Here is a 19,559-nt window from a genome sequence, read left to right on the forward strand (position 1 = left end):
GCTTCGCTGCGCTCTGCATGACGGGCCGATAGATTTAACTTCATTATGAAACCACTAAGCAAGCAAATCGGCAGCACGTTGAACCGGGTGGACGGCCACCTTAAGGTGACGGGCGCCGCCACGTATTCGGCCGAATATGAGCTGCCCAACATGAGCTACGCCGTGGTGGTGGGCAGCACCATTGCCAAGGGCCGCATCAAAAGCATCGACGCCCGCGCCGCCGAAAAATCGCCCGGCGTGCTGGCCGTCATCACCCACCTCAACTCGCCCAAAGTGCCGGGCTTCGTGCCCACGGGCAAAGACCCCTCGCAGCCCCAAACCGTGGGCGGGCGCCTCAAAGTATTTAACGACGACAAGGTTCGCTTCAACGACCAGCCCATTGCCGTGGTGGTGGCCGACACCCTGGAGCGCGCCCGCTACGCCGCCCGGCTGGTGAAAACGCAGTACGACCAGGAAAAGCACGTGACCGACATGGCCGTGGGCATGCAGCAGGCGTTCGTGCCCACCCAGGCCAAGCGCAACCCCAAGTCGGGCGTGGCCGACTACGTGCGCGGTATCGCCGACGCCTACAAAACTGGCGCGGTGAAATTTGAGTCGGAGTACATCATCCCCACGGAGGTCCACCACCCCATAGAGCTGCAGTCCATTGTGGCACACTGGGAGGCACCCGACCGCCTGACGCTATACGACAAAACGCAGGGCACCATGGCCACGCGCCGCGACTTTGCGAAGGAGTGGAACCTGCCCGAAGAAAACGTGAAGGTGATTGCCACGTTCGTGGGCGGAGCCTTCGGCAACGCGCTGCACAGCTGGCCGCACGAGTCGGCGGCCGTCATTGCGGCCAAAAAGGTGAACCGGCCGGTGAAGCTGGTGCTCACCCGCGAGCAGATGACCACCATGGTGGGCTACCGCCCGCACACCTGGCAGAAAATTGGGATGAGCGCCACGCCCGACGGCAAAATCACGGCCATCACCCACGAAGCCACCGGCCAGACGTCGAGCTACGAAGAGTTCACCGAATCGACGGTGCAGCAGACGCGCATGATGTACACCGCGCCCAACGTAAACACCCGCTACCGCCTGGCGGCCCTCGACGTGAGCACGCCCATTTGGATGCGCGGCCCCGGCGAAGCCACCGGCGCGTTTGCCCTGGAGTCGGCTATGGACGAAATGGCCCACCTGCTGAACATCGACCCGATGGAGTTTCGCCTGCGCAACTACACCGACAAGGACCCCGAAAACGGCAAGCCTTGGTCGAGCAAATTCCTGAAGGAATGCTACCAGGCGGGTGCCGAGCGCATTGGCTGGAACAAGCGCCAGCTGAAGCCCGGCAGCCTGCGCGACGGCGAGTGGCTGGTGGGCTACGGCATGGGCGTGGGCACCTTCGGGGCGCACCGCGGCGCCTCGCAAGCCAACGTGCGGCTGCTGCCCAACGGCACCGTGGTGCTGCAAAGCGCCGTGACCGACATCGGGCCCGGCACTGGCACGGCCATGACCCAAATTGCAGCCGACACGCTGGGCCTGCCGCCCGAGAAAATCAAGTTCGAGTGGGGCAGCACGCTGTTTGCGCCGGCCCCTACCCAGGGCGGCTCGGCCATCGTGAATACGGTGGGCCCGGCCGTGCAGGAAGCCTGCATGGCCTTGAAAGAGAAGCTGCGCACCATGGCCGGCGCCAGCAATGCGGCCTTCGCGGCGGCCAAGCAAGAAGACGTGGTTTTTGCTGACAACCACCTGAGCTTGAATGGTAACCCCAGCGCCCGTGCTACCTACGCCGACTTGCTCAAGCAGGCCGATGGCGGCTTCGTGACGGTGGAAGCCAAACCCAACGGCGACAACAACAAGAACTACTCCATGTACTCGTTTTCGGTGCACTTTGCCGAGGTGCGGGTGAACCCGCTCACGGGCGAGGTGCGGGTGAGCAAGCTCGTTTCCTGTGCCGACGCCGGTACCATTGTCAACCAGAAAACGGCCGGCAACCAGATGAAGGGCGGTGCCGTGGGCGGCATCGGCATGGCCCTGATGGAGCATGCCATCATCGACGACCGCTACGGCCGCTACGTCACCAAAGACCTGGCCGAATACCACGTGCCCGTGCACGCCGACGCGCCCGCCGTGGACGTTTTCTTCGTGAACCAGCCCGACCCGTATGTGAATGCCTTGGGCACGAAAGGCATCGGCGAAATTGCCATCATCGGCGTGGCCCCGGCCATTGTCAACGCCGTGTTCAACGCCACCGGCAAGCGCGTGCGCGAGCTGCCCATCACACCGGACAAGCTGGTGTAAGGCGGTGAGTTGAACTCCGGCCCGACGGTGGCATTTCACGCCGGCCGGGCACGGCACCTCTTACCGGAAGAGAGCGCCTTGCGATGAGAAGGAAGAATAAAAAGGGAAGGGGTACAATTTAGCGAATTGTACCCCTTCCCTTTTTATTCTTCGCCGCAAAAAACTGGTGAGGGCGTTGCTCGCGCCACTTGTTGGCTTAACTCTCCGTTTTCAGGAGCACCACTTGGGCTTTGTCGGCGGCGCTGATTTTGCGACGGAAGTCGACGTAGCCGGTATAAGCTGTGCGCGGCATTCGGCCGCGCTTCAACTCCAGGCGCCGCGTGTAGAGCACCGTGCCGTCGGGCAAGGAGGTGTACTGGCTGGCGTAGGTGCCGTAAGCCGTGTTGAGCTGCACGGCAGTCGGAAGGCTTTCGGGCCGGAAACCGGCCGGCAGATGCAGGCGCACTGTGTCGGCGTGCGTGCTGGCGCGGGGCAGCCACAGGGCCGCCTGCCGCTCCCCCACCTGTGCTGGCAGCGCCGGCAAGCGGCTCAACAGGTTGGGCGTGATGAACACCCGCTTGCCGCTCGGCGCCGCAAAGCCCGGCAGGGTCAGGCCCAAGGTTTCGACCACGGCGGGTGTTGGGCTAGCAGGTGCCGCGGCCAGGTTGAATTTGGTGAGGGTGAAGGTGGGCAGCTTGAGGCGGTCGGTCACGTATTTCTTTTGCTCTACGGGCCCCATCTCGTGCAGCAGGTGGGCGTAGAGGTCCTGCTCCTGGCCGGTGCGCAGGGTGCGAGCCGTGGCCGTGGCGCCGCCCGTGGCGTCCAGGTACACGTCGATGCGGCGTTCCTGGCGGTTTTCGGCCGCGCCGTAGCGGAGCGTGGCCACCAGCTTGCCGCCTTCGGGCGTGAGCAACAGCGCGTGCCGGTTGCCCGTGAAGCTGCCCATGTAGCCGAAGGACTCCGTTTGGCTGGTGCACTCCAGCCAGAGCGTGTCGGGCCGGCCGGCTTTGGGCAGCGGCACGCACAAAATGGCATGGTTGAACTGGGAGCTGGGGAAGTCGGCGCGCACGTCGGCGTGGCCGGCCCCGGCGCCCACCAGGGCCATGTAAGCGGGCACGCCGGCCGCGGCCAGCAGGGCTTTGGTGTAGTTGCTTAGGGCCTTGCAGTCGCCGTAGCCGCTGCTGGCCACGGTGCTGGCCGGAAACGTCTGCCAGCCGCCCAGGCCCAGCTGCACCGAGATGTAGCGCGTGCTGCCTTGCAGCATTTCGTATACCCGCCGGGCGCGGGCGCGGGCATCGGGGGCGTCTTTTACCAGGGCGGCTACCTTGGCCAGCGTGGCGGGAGGCAGTTGGTCGCGGCCGGCGTTCAGGTCGTAGTTCCACTGGCCGAAGCTCTGCCAAGTGGTGGCGGCGCCCTTGTGGCCCTGCACTTCAAACGTGCCGGGGGCCATGGTCACTGAGGGCGTCAGCTCGCTCAGGGGCGGGGCCGCTTCTTCCTCTTCTACGGCGGGCAGGTTGGCCAATTGCCAGGCGTAGGTTTCCTGGCTGCCGGCCGTGGTGCGGGCCACCGCGGTGCCGGCGGGAAGCTGCCGCTCCTGGTAGCGCAGGGGCAGCGCAGTGGGCACGGTTACGCGGAGCGTGGCGGTTTGCACGGCCAGGCCTTCTTCCTCCTGCGGCTGCCACTCCGGATAAAACAGCGTGTTGTCCGACACAATCTCGTAGTCGAATTCCACGGTGTAAGGGCCCTGGGGCTGGCGCAAATCGGCGTAGCGCACCCGAATGTCCGTCATGATGCTGCCGCCCGCGTCGCCCATGCCCTGGTCGTGGATTTCAGCGGCCCGCAATTGGTGCAGCAAGCGCCCGTCGGCGTCGTACACGGCGCCGCGCAGGTAGCTCAGGGTGTTGAGGGCGTCGTAGTGCACCGCGTGCTGGCCGAAGTCATCGCCGGCGGGGTCGAGCACGGTCACCACCCGGTGCACGGTGTGCACCAAACGCCCGGCCGACTTCACGGTCACGACTTCGTCGTCGGCCCGCAGCACGGCGTGCGCCCCTTCGCGCAAGGCCGCCGGGATGTCGGCCACCGCGTACTTGGGCTGGGGTGCCGCCGAGGGCAGCCACAGAAAGCCGCTCAACGGAAGCGCGGCAAGGAGGGGGAACAATGCTTTCATGCAGTCAATGAAAAAACGCTGGGAGAGCACCTACGCCTTCTTTTTTATCACCAGCTTCTCCGCCTGCTTTTCCAGCATCAGCCGGTAGAACTCGCGCAGATGCGCGTATTCTTCGGCCTGGTACATGGTGTTGCGCAGGTTGAGGCGGCTGGTGAGCTGCACTTCGCCCGGCGTGGCGCCGCTCACGTTGTAGATGAAGCGGCCGCCGTTATTGGGCAGGTCGATTATCGCGGGCTTGGGCGTTTCGGCCATCTCGTAGCCGGCGGGCAGGGTCAGGTTCACCATCGTGGTTTCTTCCTGCGCGGCCCCGAAGTCAACGGGGAACAGCCGGTCGTCGTGCCGGAAGGGGTTTTGGTCGCTGCTGAATTCCCGGAGCGGGCTCAGGTACAGTGTGCTGGCCGTGCTGTTGTCGTCGGCCGCTTGGGCGAACTCGTAGTCCATGGCCAGGGGCTTGGCCACGTTCTCGCGCTCCGACACCGCAAACTTGGGCACGGTCCAGCCGCTGTGGGGGCGGGCCAGCTCGGCCAGGTATTTTTTCTCGCCCAGGCGGGCCAGCTCTTTGCGCGCTTCTACGCCCGCGTAGCCGCCGTGCTCTTCGTGCACCTTGCCCGAGAGGCCGCCCTGGGCGTCCAAGGTCAGGTTGATTTGCCGGTAGTGCACGTTGCGCTGGGTGGGGGCCAAGTTGACCCAGCGGCTCTCGGCCGTGTTTTTCATTACCAAGCGGCCGGTTTGGTTGAGGCAGCGCTCGGGGAGCACGCCACAGGGCAGTAGGGGCTCGGTGGCGTCCACCAGCAGCTCTTTGCCGTCGGCCAGCGGCACCAGCGCCACCACGTAGTTGAACTTGCTGAGCAGGGGCATGGCCTGGTTGATGCGGCCGTGGCTGCGGGTGCTGAGCAGCACGGGGTGGGCGGGGAGGCCGGCGTCGCGCAGGGCGGCGATGAGCAGCAGGTTCACGTCGGCCGCGGTGCCGCGGTGCGCGTCGTAGGCCTTGCGCAGCGACACCTCGCTGGAATAGCGGTTGGTGCCGTTATAGCGCACGCTGGCCATGATGAGCTGGCGCACGGCGCCGCGCCGCGGGCGGCCGGGTCGGGGTGCAGCGCGGCCAGGGCCTTCATCTGGTCCTTCAGGAAGATGCGCGTGACGCGCTCGAACACCACCTGAAATCCTTCCCCGTGGCCTTCCAGGCGCGTGATGCCGTAGTCGCAGAGCACCGCGGCCGCGGCGGTCAGGTCTTTGTTGTCAACCTGGCCGAATTTAATGGGGTCGGGCAGGTTCTTCGGTTGGGCGTGCGCGCTGGTTGCGGCCAGGCAGGCACCAAGAACCAGGGGAAGCATCTGCCGCCAGTGGCGCAGCAGGTAAAGGGCGTGCATCAGCAAAAAAGAAGGGGGTAGACGGTCCTCCGAACCCTAAAATTAGAAGACCGAATTCATTGCCCATCCATGATTAAGATATTTATTTTCAGCTGTGCTGCGGCGGCGGTTTGTGGCTACACCACCTCTTCGGCCGAGGGCTGCGGGGCGGGCTCGTGCGCGGCGGAAACCGGCACCGGGCCGCTGGCCTTCAGGCTAAACAAATACGCCACCGCCACCAGCACGCAGAGCAGGCTCAGGCCGTGCACGTAGGGCAGCCGGGCGGGCAGGTTGGAGAATATCCAGCCCGCCAGCAGGGCGCCCAGGCCAATGCCCACTTCGAGGGCAATGTACATGGTGGCCACGGCGCGGCCCCGGTGCTCGGGGTGGCTCAGGTCGATGGTCCAGGCGTAGAGCGAGGGCGAATTCAGCCCGGCCCCCACGCCAAACACCACGGCCGCCGCCAGAAACCACCCCACCGACGGCGACCACACCAGCAGCGCCAGTCCCGCGGCCAGAATCAGGGTGGACCAGCGCAGCACCGGCACCCGTCCGTGCACGTCGGACACCTTGCCCGCCAGCAGCCGAATGGCCAGCGAGGCCACTGTGAAAAAGACGTAAAACAATCCTTTGGTGGGGCCATCCAGCCCCAGCAGGCGGCTTTGGTCGGGCACCACGGTGAGCACCGCTCCGTAGGGAAACAGGCACAGGCCGGTAACCAGCGCGGCCGGCAGCACGGCGGGCTCCAGCACCTCGTTCCACTTCAGCTTCAGCAGCGACAGGCTGAAGCGCTGGCGCTGGGCTTTGGGCAGGGTTTCGGTGAGGGTGCCCTGCACCAGCAGCGAGAGCAGCGCCGTGGCACTGGACCAGTAGAACATGGTGTTGAGGGAAAACGTCTGGGCCAGCCACGACCCAAACGCCGGCCCGAAGGCCATGCCCAGCGCGCCCGTCACCCCGAGCAGGCCCATGGCTTCGCCGCGCCGGTCCACGGGCACGATGTCGGCGATGAACGCGGCCGTGCCCGTGGGCTTGAAGCCGGTGCTGAAGCCGTGCAGCAGCCGCAGCGTGAGAAACCCCGTGACGGTGAGCGCCCAGGGGTAGAAAAACCCGCACACAAAGCACACCAACGAGCCAAAGACCATCACCGGAATGCGGCCCACGGTGTCGGCCAGCTTGCCCGAAAACGGCCGCGAAATGGCCGCCGTGAGCGTAAACAGGGCAATGATGTAGCCCTTGTACTCGCCGCCGCCCAGCCGGGTGAGGTGGTCGGGCAGCTCGGGCAGCAGCAGGTTGAAGCTGAGGAAAAACAGGAACGACGACAGGCACATCAGCCAGAAGCCGACGGAGTAGGTGCGGGGAGCGGAAGAGGCCATGGATGCCGCAAAGGTCGGAAATAATGGGCCGGTTTGGCCGCTACGGACTCGAATTAGCAGCCGTTTCAAGAAGACGGGAGCCGGATTTTCCTTCGGAATGCTCTGCGTGGTTGCCCTGTGCTGTTTCGGAGTTGCACCTCTGTGCTGTTTCGTAGTTGTACTCCGGAACTGTAGCTGCTGTGCTGTTTCGGAGTTGTACTCCGGAACTGTAGCTGTTGCGGAGTACAACTCCGCGTGGCGGGCAAGGTATCGTTCAGGCGTTGGGAACTGCACGTCCTCATCAGCCCATTTTCGGAGTGCAACTCCGAAACAGCAGGGTTCCGCGAGCCCGGTTGCCCTGGTTTGGGCAGGTGGAAAAGCCCAACCTTAACTCAGTACTCCGCTGTGGCACAGGTGGTGTTGGCCTACAATAACCATGCTTTCGCTGGGCCTGGGGTGCATGGGCGCTGCCGCTTGCACTACCTTAGCTCATTCTCCTTATACCGAATTCATGCTAGGCTTGTCCAACATTCTCCCGCTCAACGAAAGTCAGCGGTTGCAAGCATTGCGGCCTTATCAGCTCCTCAACACCATGCAGGACGAGACCTTCACGGAGCTCGTTCGCCTGGCGGCAAAGCTGTTTAACGTGCCCATCGGCATCATTGCGTTTGTGGAAGAAGAAACGGTTCGGTTTGGGCTCAACTACGGCCTCGACCCCGCCCTGGACCGCGTCAACCGCTGGGAAACCCTGTGCTCGGTGGCGATGCTTGAGGAAGGCGTTAGCGTGTATTCCGACTTGCACAACCGCCCCTGCGACCTGATTAACCCCGGCTTGGTGCGCGACATGAAGTTGGGCTTTTACGCCGGCACCACCTTGCGCACCAAAGACGGCTTTCCGCTGGGCGTGCTCTGCGTGATTGACTACCGGGCGCGCTTGTTCACGCCGCAGGAAGGCGACCTGCTTGAGCAACTCGGCGCCGTGGTCATGCGCCTGCTGGACCTGCGAATGCACCTCTTGCAGCAGCCCACCTGGAACCAGCAGTTGTGGGCCAGCGTGTACGAGCGCATCGAATCCTCGGTGCAGCGCATCGAAACCCTGGCCGCCCTGGCCAGCTGGGAAGAGCAGGAGCACAGCGAAGCCGCCGACTCGTACCGGGAATCCACCCGGGATGAAATTGCGCGGGTCATTGCCGTGCTCATGGAGCAAATCACCCTGTTGACTCCGTAAATCCCGTTTTCAGGTAAGAAAGCGGGGCGTCTTTGAGCCTGACTGCTGCCGTTTGGCGCTGCATTCAAGTCTTTTGCCTTGCTCTCGTTAAGGGCTTATCCCAGTAATTGAGCCTTTCGGGCGTTGTACTCCTGCTCGGTGATGGCGCCTTTTTCTTTTAAAATGAACAGCTTGGCCAGCTCGTCGCTCACGTTGGCGCTGCGAGTGGGGGCCCAGCCCTCGTTGTACTCCGCATTGAATGCCTCATCGGACATCATCAGCCAAATGATGGTATGGTAAAAGCCGATGAGGGACGGAATAAACGTCCAGCAGAGCAGTAGGCAGGCGACGCCCCGACCGGTTTTGCCCAGGTAAAAATATTGGCCTCCGAAGCTGCCGAGGAAGAAAGCAATGAAAATGGCGGCGATTCTGTCTTTCATGCAGAGGAAGAAAAAGGGGTGAGAAGTCGGGGGCGCCAGTGGCCGGGCAGTGCGTCAGCGCCAAGCCACTGGGTTGCCCGGGGCGCCGAATATAGCAGTACGGCGGGGCCTGAGTCCGGGGCGGCCATCCCGTAGAACTATTGCTTCTGTCAAAACGGCGGCTTCCGCACTTCCGGCCCCACCCTTGCCCCAGCCTGCGCAATGCGTAATATCCTGAAAATCATCTCTGTCAAGCGTCCCTCTTTCGGTAAAAACCGCTGGTAAGCATGCGCGAGCAGATATCAGTCCTGCGGACTTTGGGTGTGCCCAGCTAACTCGATAATTTAGGCCAGGACACCCATGCACCCGCGTTTAGCTTGGCGGGGCCGCACACCACCAGAAGGTCGGCTGCCACGGCCCGCACCAGCGCATCGCCCGCGCCCGAGCCACCGGTGGGCTGTGACAGGAAGAAGCCCCAGCCGCTGGTGGGGCAAGGGCTTCTTTGGGGATACTGCAAATGAAACTTGCATAGCGTACCACACATTCGTGGTTTGGAAAATTAAGGTCTAGGTCTGATGGGATTTAGGACAGCAAGCTTTTGCTTGATTTCTTCGTAAATCTTCACTCCGGTATTTTCATTCACCTCAAGCGTAACTGCCAACCCGTAACGAATAGTGTCTTTGCTGTTGAGACCAGGAGCATCTTTACGGCAGTCAATTTTGATTATCAACTCTCCGCCATTTATATATGGGTCAGCTTGAGAGCCAACGAGAATGTCATGTTGGACAGTACCTCGACGTGTAGTTTTCCAATCTATCCCTTTTCTCTCCAATGTCAACTGTTCGCCCTTCGGTACATAGTTGTCACCAGTAATATTGTCTATATAAAGCCGTGCTTGCCTATACTGGCGAGACTGCCAGTTAGTGGGAGAAATCCATGCGAGAGTGATTGTAAGTCGTCTCTCAACAGTGGCTCTGTCAAGCGCTTCTGGTAATGGGAAAACAAACTCATGAGCGTGTTCCGTCTCTAATTCACCCCAACCCAATAGGGTGACTCGATTATCTGTGCAAGACAGTACGCGCTGGTCATCAACAACCCCGTATCCTAGATAAGGAGAAATATGCTTTTTGATAAATTTTGGAGGTACGCCGGGTTTATACTTTACGATACTATGCAAGAGGTCGCTACTTTGTTGCCAACTGGCTCCATGCACAAGTAGTGATTTGATAAGTACTGCATAATACTCATGTGGAATCTCTTCTTGGATTCCTCTATCCATATTGATACCGTCGAGCATTTCGTGCAATTGGCAAGCTAGCCGTGTAGCTAATGCTGTTGCACTGCTTGTGCCCCATTGGTAACCAACACTGGATAATGAACCAGATTGACCTGGGATTGCCACGCTAATCCCTGGAGGTCTGTGGGCGAACTTCAGATTTTCTAACAAAAGAAGTGTTGTTGCAGCTGGGTTAGGCTGATTCATGTGCTTTTTATAGCACTTTCTTCCGCCAGATACTAAAATATCAGGCTTTATAGAGCCACGATAACCAAACCCAATGCGACTGATGGGACTCATTAAATGCTTGTCGAGCACGAGAATGTAACGGTCAGATTCAATGGCATCAGGACCTGCGTCCGTTTGGGCTGCCCCTACGGTAATAGCGTTTATAGCCTCCGATGGGGTGAGTACTTTCCGATTGATATTGTCAGAAATGATGTAGTCAAGCACCATCAACTCTCGTTCCTCTGGGCTAGCACGGTCAAAGTCTACTACTGGTACAGGAAGTTCGATGTTCGCAAGGACGTTACCCGCGCTGATGATGAAAAGTACATCGTACTTACAGGATAACCAATCCAATAGCCGAGCCCAGGCGCTCAAACTCTGGTGAAATGGGCGGGAAATATCACCAATAGAAAGATTGATGATTTTTACGCTAGGAGCAACGGCTGAAACTTCGCCCTCGCCTTCGAACAACCTCTTTACTGCCCGATGAATAACGTCAACGGGCAGCATCTTAGATGGCATCTGTTCTATCGGACTGGTAAAGCCTGGTTCCAGAACCATAATAGGCCTTACGTATAGTGTGTTATGAAGCGGCTCTGCTGATGCGTCGCTCAAATCGCCCCGTGTGATAAGTGATGCCATAGCGGTGCCATGGTATCGCTGGTCAGCTGGGTATAGTGCTTCGTTTACTCCATCAATATCAATAGTCAATCGGCCTGCAACAGCTGAATGATTTTGGATTGGCAATCCATCTAGCAGCGCTGCGATTGGTTCTTCGTATCGTGGAGCAGGAGCACTTTCAGGTTCTTGGCCCTCTACCGGTTCAGCATCTTCTTCATCTGGGTGGCCTGGCCAAAGGCTCTGCCCTAGCGGACGAAAGAAAATGACTTCGGGTGCTTTTAAAAGCTCTACTTCGGTGTTATTTGTTAAATCGTAAAGAAGTTCAAGAGGAAGTTCAGCTGCTACTGCGTGATAATGGATTTCAGGAATGAGACAATAGGAGTCTGTAAGTACTCGCCCCCCGTTACGCTCGACCAGGCTTTTGAAACGCTGATAAACGGCATCAGTTCTTTCTAAGTCGTCTTGCTCAGTCGTTGACGTACGGGAATAAGTACCGTCTTTCTTGAGCTTGGGAGCAGGAGTATGCTTCTTTGTGATAAATAGCAGTTCAACCTCAGCTAAGACTGGCGAATTTGTTAATGCTACCATTTCAGCCACATGTTCCCGGAAACCTGTATCACGTAGTCTGTCCTCGACACTATAGAGGCGAACACCCGTCAGGAGCTTAAACAGCTGCTTGAACTGGCTTGTACCAAATTCAAAATCCCGCTTCTCTGTATAGTCTTTCCAAAGCGAGAGGATTTTCTGCATGCTGGCCTCGTTCTGGAGGGTGAGAAAAACACGGCTTGAGCTTGGATACTCGGGGTCTAGGCCATCCTCGTCCTCGTTGGCAGCATTTTCTACAATGGTTGGAGTAAAATCAAACTCATAGGCAAGGAACTGAAGTTCTTCTGTTTGCTTAACTGATTTATAAAATTCATCTACTGTACTTCTTAGCTCTAGCACCAATACCATTTCGGGTACACTGTCTTCTATGTCATTTGCTAAATGGAAATTAGTAAACTCCGCAAGTGTTTTATCCCAATCATTTTTGAATTTTTTTCCTTGTTTACCGGGGTTTACTTTGGTTTTATCAATGGGTGGTGAACCTCCTTTGGTGTAATCCGCATCGGTAGCCTGGGGAAAGAAGAGAACGGGTTTTTTAGACATTAGTGAAAGTTTTTTTATTTTCTACTTCTTGTAAGGAAAAGGCCATAATATCACGCAGATTGGGTCCTGGTATCGCTAAGGCAAAGCGCCGCCTTATGGACAGACCAAATTCTTCTATTTCAGCAAAGCTTAGGCCATGTAGGTCACCAACAACCTTGTCTTTTGGCGTGGGGAGTTTGTGTCCGAAGTCTGTCTCAAACTTGTTGAGCCAATCACGAATCAACTCCTTATCCGGCTTGTCTACTCTGAGCTTTACTTGGAAACGACGCCATACTGCCTTATCAAGAAGTTCGGAGTGATTCGTAGCTGCTACAATCACGACGTAGCTCGGAAGCTTATCTATCTGCAAGAGTAGTGAACTGACTACGCGCTTGATTTCGCCGGTTTCGTGTTGGTCGCCCCGTTCTTTGCCAATTGCATCAAATTCATCAAAGAACAGCACACACTGTTGAGTCTTGATGAAGTTGAACATTTTCTCTAAGCGACTGGCTGTTTCGCCCAAATAGCTGCCAATTATGCCGTCGTAGCGTATGACAAACATTGGTAACATCAGTTCAGTGGCAAGCACTTCAGCAATAGAAGTTTTGCCATTGCCCGGTTCGCCTACCAATAACACCCGGTTGCGAGGTTCCAGATTGTAAGACCGCAACACATCGGCTCGTGAGTATTCGGTGACAAACTCCTGAATGGAGCTACACACGAACTTGTCTAGAACAAGGTGACTGAGGGGCTTATTGGGCGTTACTGAATATAAAAAACTTTCTATTTTGTCATATAGAATAGGGGTTACTGAGCGGCTAGATGTAGGAGCAAGGCTGGTTTGGGTTGTTTTAAGAGCCTCTTCGAGTTGATTAGCAATGACGTTGTGTTGCTTGACTCGCTCTTCGGCGATAACAGCTTCAACGACTTTTTTCGTCATGCTGGTATCGCCGGAAAGCCCAGCTTTAACGAGTTTTAGTAGGAGGTCTGCGCGTGCCATTTGACATAGGGGAAGTATGGCTGGGGGCTACCAGCCAAAACCTCTTAAGATACTTTGCTAATATTTTGGGCAGCCTTGTGAATCTAAGCTTTCTTAAAGGCTAACTATAATAGTAAAGTTAATCAATTTGACCCGGTGTTGCCAATGCGCAGTAAGACAATGTATTCCATTTATTTGATATGATGCACTATTCAAAATGTATCGTGGGTGCCGCAATATAGCGCCTTGCACCACACCCCCTGCCAAAACGGCCGCCTCCTACCCCCGGCCCCAACTTTGCCATCTCCCTGGCAATGTTTGAATTCCTAAAATCCATCTCCGCCAAAAACCCCAACGGCCGGCGCGGCCCCGACCAGCCCGCCGTGAGCGTGCGCGAGCGGGTATCGGCCCTGCGCCACCTGCCTGCCTTCCTGAAACTCATCTGGGCCACCAGCCCCCGGTTGGCCCTGGCCAACATCGTGCTGCGCCTCGTGCGGGCCTTTTTGCCGCTGGCCACGCTTTACGTCGGCAAGCTGATTATTGACGCCGTGGTGGGCCTCACCCGGCTGCCCGCCCTCGAGCGGGTCCTCACGCCCGTGCTCACCCTCGTGGCCCTGGAGTTCGGCCTGGTGCTGCTGGCCGATGCCCTGGGCCGCGGCGTGGCCCTGCTCGACTCGCTGCTCGGTGACTTGTTCGCCAACCAGTCGTCCATCCGCCTCATGGAGCACGCCGCTGAGCTCGACCTCGACCAGTTCGAAGACAGCACCTTTTACGACAAGCTGGAGCGCGCCCGCCGCCAAACCCTCTCCCGCACCGTGCTCATGAGCCAGGTGCTGGCCCAGGGCCAGGACGCCGTCACGCTCGTGCTGCTGGCCGGCGGGCTGGTGGCTTTCCAGCCCTGGCTGCTGGCGCTGCTGCTGCTGGCCGTGGTGCCCGCCTTTCTAGGCGAGTCGCACTTCAACGAGCGCAGCTACTCCCTCTCGCACTCCTGGACGCCCGAGCGCCGCGAGCTCGACTACCTCCGCCAAACCGGCGCCTCCGACGAAACCGCCAAAGAAGTCAAGATTTTCGGCCTCTCCAGTTTCCTCATCGACCGCTTCCGCGTGCTCTCCGACGATTTCTACCGCCAAAACAAAAGCCTCGTGCTGCGCCGCGCCGGCTGGGGCGCGCTCTTCGCCGGCATCGGCGCGGCCGGCTACTACGGCGCCTACGTCTACATCATCGCCCGCACCGTGTCCGGCAGCATCTCGCTGGGCCAGCTCACTTTCCTGGCCGGCTCGTTTGCGCGGCTGCGCGCACTGCTCGAAGGCATTCTCAGTCGCTTTAGCTCCGTGGCCGATGGGGCCTTGTACCTCCAGGATTTTTTCGACTTCTTTGCGCTGCGGCCCCACATTGTGCGGCAGGAAGTGAAGGGCGAAACAGCGCGGCCATTCCCCCGACCAATTCAGCAGGGTTTTGAGTTTGAAAACGTCGGGTTTCAGTACAAAAATGGCACAAAATGGGCCATTCGTGACTTGAGTTTCAAACTAGAAGCGGGCGAGAAATTAGCTTTGGTGGGGGAAAACGGAGCGGGCAAAACCACGCTGGTCAAGCTGTTGGCGCGGTTGTACGACCCCACCGAAGGCCGCATCCTGCTCGACGGCCACGATTTGCGCGAGTACGACCCCGCCGAGCTGCGCCAGGAAATCGGTGTCATCTTTCAGGATTTTGTGCGCTTCCAGCTGCCGGCGGGCCAGAACCTGGCCGTGGGCCGCATTGAGGAGCGCCAGAACCAGTCCCGCATCGAAACCGCCGCCCAGCAAAGCCTGGCCGACTCCGTCATTGCGAAGCTGCCCGGCGGCTACGACCAGATGATAGGCCGGCGCTTCAACGGCGGCGTGGACCTGAGCGGCGGCGAGTGGCAGAAAATTGCCCTCGGCCGGGCCTACATGCGCGACGCCCAACTGCTCATCCTCGACGAGCCCACCGCCGCCCTCGACGCCCGCGCCGAGCACGAGGTGTTCCAGCGTTTTGCCGAATTAACAAAAGGGAAAACTGCGGTCCTCATCAGCCACCGCTTCAGCACCGTGCGCATGGCCGACCGCATCCTGGTCATCGAAAACGGGCACTTCGTGGAAATCGGCGCCCACGACGCCCTGCTGGCCAAGGGCGGCCGCTACGCCGAACTGTTTGCCCTGCAAGCGGCGGGCTACCGCTAGCCGTTTGGATATCAGACGGGTTTGCGTAACTTAGGCAGCCCATACCCTTGCTGAGACTGATGAGTTACTCGCCATGCTTACTTCGGGCCCACTCTCAGGGTGCGGGCGCCTGCCTGGCGCCGCCCAGGGCACGCATTGCGGCGGGCGACAGCGGGAGCCGTGGCGTATGCGTTTGCTCCGCCGGGCGCTTCCTTTTCAGCGGCAACCTGCCGAACCAAAGCGCCCAATTGGGCCCGCAAGGTGACGTGGGTGAGCACTAGGGCATTTTTCTGACAAATAATCTGACGAATACAAATTTTTCTGCCTGACTCTTAGACCTTCAGCGCCTTTCTTTTCGTAACTCGAACAGTTCACAAACTTAAATTCCCACTGTAATGGCCCGCATTTTTACCTACTTATGTGTTATGTGCTTTGCAACTGCTTTGGCTGGGTGCATGACCACCCGCGAAGCGCGTGTTGAATCGGATTACAGCTACCGCGGCAATTTTCGGCATTATCGTACCTACGACTTCGTGACCGGTACCGGCCTCACTTCCGACAGCAGCCGCCTGGGCAAGTCCTTGCGCGAGGCCATTCAGCAGCGTTTTCTGGCCCAGGGCTACCGCGTTGCCCGGCGGCGGCCCGACATGCTGGTGAACTTCCGGGTGTACCAGGGCGACATGAACTTCCACGGCTTTCAGCAGGAAGACCTTTCCCAGTGGATTAAACGCAACGTTGAGGAAACCGACGACACTCCCAAAGAGGAGCGCCAGGGCTACGAGCCCGTGCGCCTGCTGCTGGCCGAGGGCACGCTGCTCGTCACCCTCATCGACGTGAAAACCAACCGGGCCGTGTGGAACGGCTACGCTTCGGGCGTGACCGTGCCCGAAGGCCCGATGGGCGAAATCGTGCTCAAACGCTCCGTGCGTTCCATTCTGGACCGCTACCGCGTCTTCACCGAGGAGTTTGCCAACGGCACCGCGCCCCGCGCGTCTGATGCCGAAGAGGAAAGCGGCCGGTAGAGAAGCTCAACCGGCCCCAAGGGCCGCGTGTCGCACCTGAATCAATTCGGCGGCGATGCTGATGGCAATTTCCTCGGGCGTCTGGCTGCTGATGGGCAGCCCGATGGGCCCGCGCAGCTTGGCCACCGCTTGTTCGGAAAAGCCTTCCTCCGCTAGTCCGCGGCGCAGCTCGGCCACTTTTGCGGCGCTGCCCATCACGCCCAGGTAGCGGTAGGCGCGGGGCAGCAAGTGGCGCAGCACCACGGCATCGGTGCGGTAGCCCACGGTCATCACCACCACGTAGTGGTTGGGCCCAGCCGGGACTTCGCGGGCCACGTCTTCGTAGCGGATGATGCGCCGGAGGTGCGCAAACTCGTTGGCGTCGAAGGTGGGTAAATCAGCCCGGTCGTCGAGCACGGTTACGTGGAAATCGAGCGTGGCCAGCACGCGCGAAAGCGCCAGGCTCACGTGTCCGCCGCCCACAATGGTGAGCCGCTCGCGGAATCCCATCTGCTCGCGGTAGCTCCACGGCGGGCCGGGCTGATAGAAGTAGAAAGGCACCGCACCCGCCGGGGAGGCCAGCCCCGGCTTCTCGGGATGGAATTGCAGCCCGCGGGCCACACTTAGTTGCAATGCGCCGCTAGTTCCTCGGGTCATTGCCTTTTCGATGGCGTCGACGGCGGTTAAATCGGCGGGCGCCAGGGGCCAGAGCAGCACGTCTTGCTCGCCGGAGCACATCATGCCCGAGCGGTCTGCGGGGGCCTCGCGCCGGTGAATCTGGGGCCGCAGCAGGGGAGCAGGGTCGGTTTCGCGGAGCTGCTGCCGCGCTAGCTCCACCCACTTGTGCTCCATGATGCCCCCGCCCACGGAGCCTGCCACCGCGTCGGGCGTGATGGCCATTTTGAAGCCCTGGCGCCCTGGGCTGCTGCCCTCGCTGCGCACCACGCACAGCAGCGCCACCGGCGTACCGGCCCGCAGGCTGGCGGCTGCCAGGGCCCAAACGGGCAAGTCGCGGGGAGTGGCGGGCATTAGGGAAAGCAGGAAAAGCGTTTATGGAAGCGGTTTCCACCCCGCTGCGGTTCTGTTCAACAGGGAGTGGGGTGGGCCTTATTCCTCTCTGTGCTCTGTCCGTGTGGCAAGGCTAGCTGGCTTCTTCCTCCCGCGTCACGGTGCCGGTGATGTACCCAAAAGGTGCGTCGGTGGCCACAAATATTTCGTTGGTGTTGGCTTGGCCGAACGGCTCCAGGTTGAAGGGGATGTGGTGCTTGTTGGGCATCACGAGGCTGATTTCCTTTACTTCCTCGTTGTCTTGCAGGATTTTTTCGCCGATGGCATACAGCGTGTGCTGCACCGACAGGCTGTTGTGCTCCGAGAAAGTGCGCAGCAGCGACTGACGAACGCGGCGGTGCAAAGCCTCAAAATCCAGCTCCGTGGAAGCGTACGCCCAGCTGGCCTCGCATTCGGTGGCCAGTATTCGGTCGGTGGTTTCGGGCAGCACGGTGAACTCGTCTTTGGGGTACCCAAAAAAGGCGGAATCTGTCGTTTTCAGCAGCATCAGGCCTTTTAGGCCGGCCTGGACCCTGGCCCCGCCCGCCGTGCGCGTCACCACAGCGGTGCGCTTTTCGGAGCCGCCGCCCGTGAAGGCGTGGGCATGGGCCACCCCGTCGAAGGCCATGCGCTGCCACAGGTGCTCTACTAGCTCAATGCGTACCTGCGTCACTTGCGGGTTGCGGGACAGAAAATGCTGCGTGAGCGCCAGCCCAAACGCTTCGACGGTGCCCGTGAAGTGCTCGCGGGCCAGGGCGTACACGGTATTTTTTTGGGTGTCGGTGGGCAGGATGAGGGAGTTGTCGCCCTCGGTATGGGCCGTGTCGAAATCGCCCGTCAGGGCCACGCTCACCGACACTTGCCGAAATTCGTGATGACCTTCGTGCCGGATGATGCGCGACAGGTTGACCGCATTTTTGCCGTACGTGTTGGCGCCTAGTTTTATACGCATCGGTTTTTGATAATCTCGGGCTGAAAAGCCCCCAATGTAGCGCAAAACATAGCCCCATGCTCGACCTCGCCCTGAAAAGCCGCCGCGTCGTTTGCCCCGATGGCGTGCGCGAAGCCGTAGTGGTCCTCCAAGGCGGCCGCATCAGCCACGTGTTGCCCCACGACGCCGAACCACCCGGCGTTCCGCTCGTGGACGTAGGCAACCTAGCCGTGCTGCCGGGCGTCATCGACCCGCACGTGCACATCAACGAACCTGGCCGCACCGACTGGGAGGGCTTCGACACTGCCACCCGCGCGGCGTTGGCCGGCGGCCTCACCACCTTGGTTGATATGCCGCTGAATTCGGCCCCGGTCACGACTTCGGTGGCGAATCTGGCCATCAAGCGGGCGGCTACGCAGGGCCAGTTGCATTGCAACGTGGGTTTCTGGGGCGGCGTGGTGCCTGGCAACGCTGGCGAAATAGAGCCGTTGATTACGGCCGGCGTGCTCGGTTTTAAAGCTTTCCTGACGCATTCGGGCATCGCTGATTTTCCGAATGCCACGGAAGCGGATTTGCGCCAGGTGATGCCCGTGTTGGCCCGGCACGGTTTGCCGCTGCTGGTGCACTGCGAGTTGTCGGATGATAATGATGCCTGGAAGCAGAACGACCACCGCTCGTATCCAAACTATCTCGCCTCGCGGCCCAAGGAATGGGAAGACGACGCCGTGGCCATGATGATTCGTCTGTGCGAGGAGTTTCGCTGCCCGGTGCACATCGTGCATTTGTCGTCGGCCAATTCCATTGCGCCCATCGCGGCCGCCAAGGCCAAAGGGCTGCCGCTAACGGTGGAAACCGGCCAGCACTACCTGTACTTCAATGCCAAAGACATTGCCGACGGCCAGACGCAGTTCAAGTGCGCGCCGCCCATCCGCGAGAAGGCCAACAACGACCAGCTCTGGGCCGCCTTGCAGTCCGGCATCATTGATTTCGTGGCCACCGACCACTCGCCCGCGCCACCCGACTTGAAGCAGCTCGAAAGCGGCGACTTTGCCACCGCCTGGGGCGGCATTGCCTCGCTGCAACTGGCCCTGCCGGTGCTGTGGACGGCCGCTCGCCGGCGCGGTGCTACGCTTCCGGACCTGGCCCGCTGGCTGAGCGAGAACCCCGCCAAGCTCGCCGGTCTGAGCCAGCGCAAGGGCAAAATTGCACCCGGCTTCGACGCCGATTTGGTGGTGCTGGACCCGGAAAAAACCTTCGTGGTGAGCGAAGAAATGATTCAGCACAAACACAAGGTGTCGCCTTACATTTGCCAGGAACTGGCGGGTGTGGTGGAATTAACATTCATGGGCGGCGAACAGGTTTATCAGCGCCCCGCCTTCACCCACCTCAACCAAGGCAAACTTCTAACCCGGTAG

At 59.9% G+C, this 19,559-nt stretch carries 14 protein-coding genes; 5 read left to right on the top strand and 9 right to left on the bottom strand.

Annotated features, from left to right (window positions below; translation table 11 throughout):
* The first annotated feature begins 45 nt into the window (after positions 1 to 45).
* Positions 46 to 2,283, top strand: a complete 2,238-nt coding sequence (locus tag VF629_RS09325; RefSeq protein WP_331058203.1) for a xanthine dehydrogenase family protein molybdopterin-binding subunit — start codon at positions 46 to 48, stop codon at positions 2,281 to 2,283.
* A 196-nt stretch (positions 2,284 to 2,479) separates the two neighbouring features.
* On the opposite strand, the gene VF629_RS09330 is transcribed toward VF629_RS09325, so the two are convergent.
* From VF629_RS09330 to VF629_RS09345, 4 genes are all read right to left on the bottom strand, one after another.
* Positions 2,480 to 4,429: a DUF3857 domain-containing protein gene (locus VF629_RS09330; protein ID WP_331058204.1), complete on the bottom strand. Its 1,950-nt coding sequence runs from the start codon at positions 4,427 to 4,429 to the stop codon at positions 2,480 to 2,482.
* A gap of 30 nt (positions 4,430 to 4,459) precedes the next feature.
* Positions 4,460 to 5,491, bottom strand: coding sequence for a hypothetical protein (locus VF629_RS09335; RefSeq protein ID WP_331058205.1), 1,032 nt, complete (start codon positions 5,489 to 5,491; stop codon positions 4,460 to 4,462).
* Entirely contained in the window at positions 5,380 to 5,799 is a 420-nt protein-coding gene (locus tag VF629_RS09340; protein ID WP_331058206.1) for a hypothetical protein, read from the bottom strand. The genes VF629_RS09335 and VF629_RS09340 overlap by 112 nt, the downstream gene beginning before the upstream one ends.
* A gap of 116 nt (positions 5,800 to 5,915) precedes the next feature.
* Positions 5,916 to 7,151, bottom strand: a complete 1,236-nt coding sequence (locus VF629_RS09345; RefSeq protein WP_331058207.1) for an MFS transporter — start codon at positions 7,149 to 7,151, stop codon at positions 5,916 to 5,918.
* A 490-nt stretch (positions 7,152 to 7,641) separates the two neighbouring features.
* Here VF629_RS09345 and VF629_RS09350 point away from each other — a divergent pair, with 490 nt between their 5' ends.
* Positions 7,642 to 8,358, top strand: a complete 717-nt coding sequence (locus VF629_RS09350; RefSeq protein ID WP_331058208.1) for a GAF domain-containing protein — start codon at positions 7,642 to 7,644, stop codon at positions 8,356 to 8,358.
* A gap of 95 nt (positions 8,359 to 8,453) precedes the next feature.
* On the opposite strand, the gene VF629_RS09355 is transcribed toward VF629_RS09350, so the two are convergent.
* The 3 genes from VF629_RS09355 to VF629_RS09365 all read right to left on the bottom strand — a co-directional run bounded on the left by VF629_RS09355 (position 8,454) and on the right by VF629_RS09365 (position 13,009).
* Entirely contained in the window at positions 8,454 to 8,777 is a 324-nt protein-coding gene (locus tag VF629_RS09355) for an NINE protein (protein WP_331058209.1), read from the bottom strand.
* A 538-nt stretch (positions 8,778 to 9,315) separates the two neighbouring features.
* The gene (locus VF629_RS09360) at positions 9,316 to 12,030 is read right to left on the bottom strand and encodes a S8 family peptidase (protein WP_331058210.1); all 2,715 of its coding nucleotides are present in this window, start codon (positions 12,028 to 12,030) and stop codon (positions 9,316 to 9,318) included.
* Positions 12,023 to 13,009: an ATP-binding protein gene (locus VF629_RS09365; RefSeq protein ID WP_331058211.1), complete on the bottom strand. Its 987-nt coding sequence runs from the start codon at positions 13,007 to 13,009 to the stop codon at positions 12,023 to 12,025. Before VF629_RS09365 ends, VF629_RS09360 begins: the two co-directional genes overlap by 8 nt.
* 293 nt (positions 13,010 to 13,302) lie before the next feature.
* Here VF629_RS09365 and VF629_RS09370 point away from each other — a divergent pair, with 293 nt between their 5' ends.
* Positions 13,303 to 15,186, top strand: coding sequence for an ABC transporter ATP-binding protein (locus VF629_RS09370; protein WP_331058212.1), 1,884 nt, complete (start codon positions 13,303 to 13,305; stop codon positions 15,184 to 15,186).
* A gap of 434 nt (positions 15,187 to 15,620) precedes the next feature.
* Positions 15,621 to 16,187 carry a DUF4136 domain-containing protein gene (locus VF629_RS09375; RefSeq protein WP_331058213.1) on the top strand — a complete coding sequence of 189 codons (567 nt, stop codon included), beginning with the start codon at positions 15,621 to 15,623 and terminating at the stop codon, positions 16,185 to 16,187.
* 6 nt (positions 16,188 to 16,193) lie between these two features.
* Here the strand turns inward: VF629_RS09375 and VF629_RS09380 are convergent, their stop codons facing one another.
* The gene (locus VF629_RS09380; protein ID WP_331058214.1) at positions 16,194 to 17,195 is read right to left on the bottom strand and encodes an XdhC family protein; all 1,002 of its coding nucleotides are present in this window, start codon (positions 17,193 to 17,195) and stop codon (positions 16,194 to 16,196) included.
* Between the two features lie 112 nt (positions 17,196 to 17,307).
* Positions 17,308 to 18,165, bottom strand: a complete 858-nt coding sequence (pucL, locus tag VF629_RS09385; protein WP_331058215.1) for a factor-independent urate hydroxylase — start codon at positions 18,163 to 18,165, stop codon at positions 17,308 to 17,310.
* Positions 18,166 to 18,221: 56 nt separating this feature from the next.
* Between pucL and allB the strand changes: the two genes are divergently transcribed.
* Positions 18,222 to 19,559 (top strand): allantoinase AllB, encoded by a 1,338-nt coding sequence (allB, locus tag VF629_RS09390; RefSeq protein WP_331058216.1) that lies wholly within the window; start codon positions 18,222 to 18,224, stop codon positions 19,557 to 19,559.

Origin of the sequence: Hymenobacter sp. (assembly GCF_036388155.1) — a bacterium.
Classification (GTDB): domain Bacteria; phylum Bacteroidota; class Bacteroidia; order Cytophagales; family Hymenobacteraceae; genus Hymenobacter.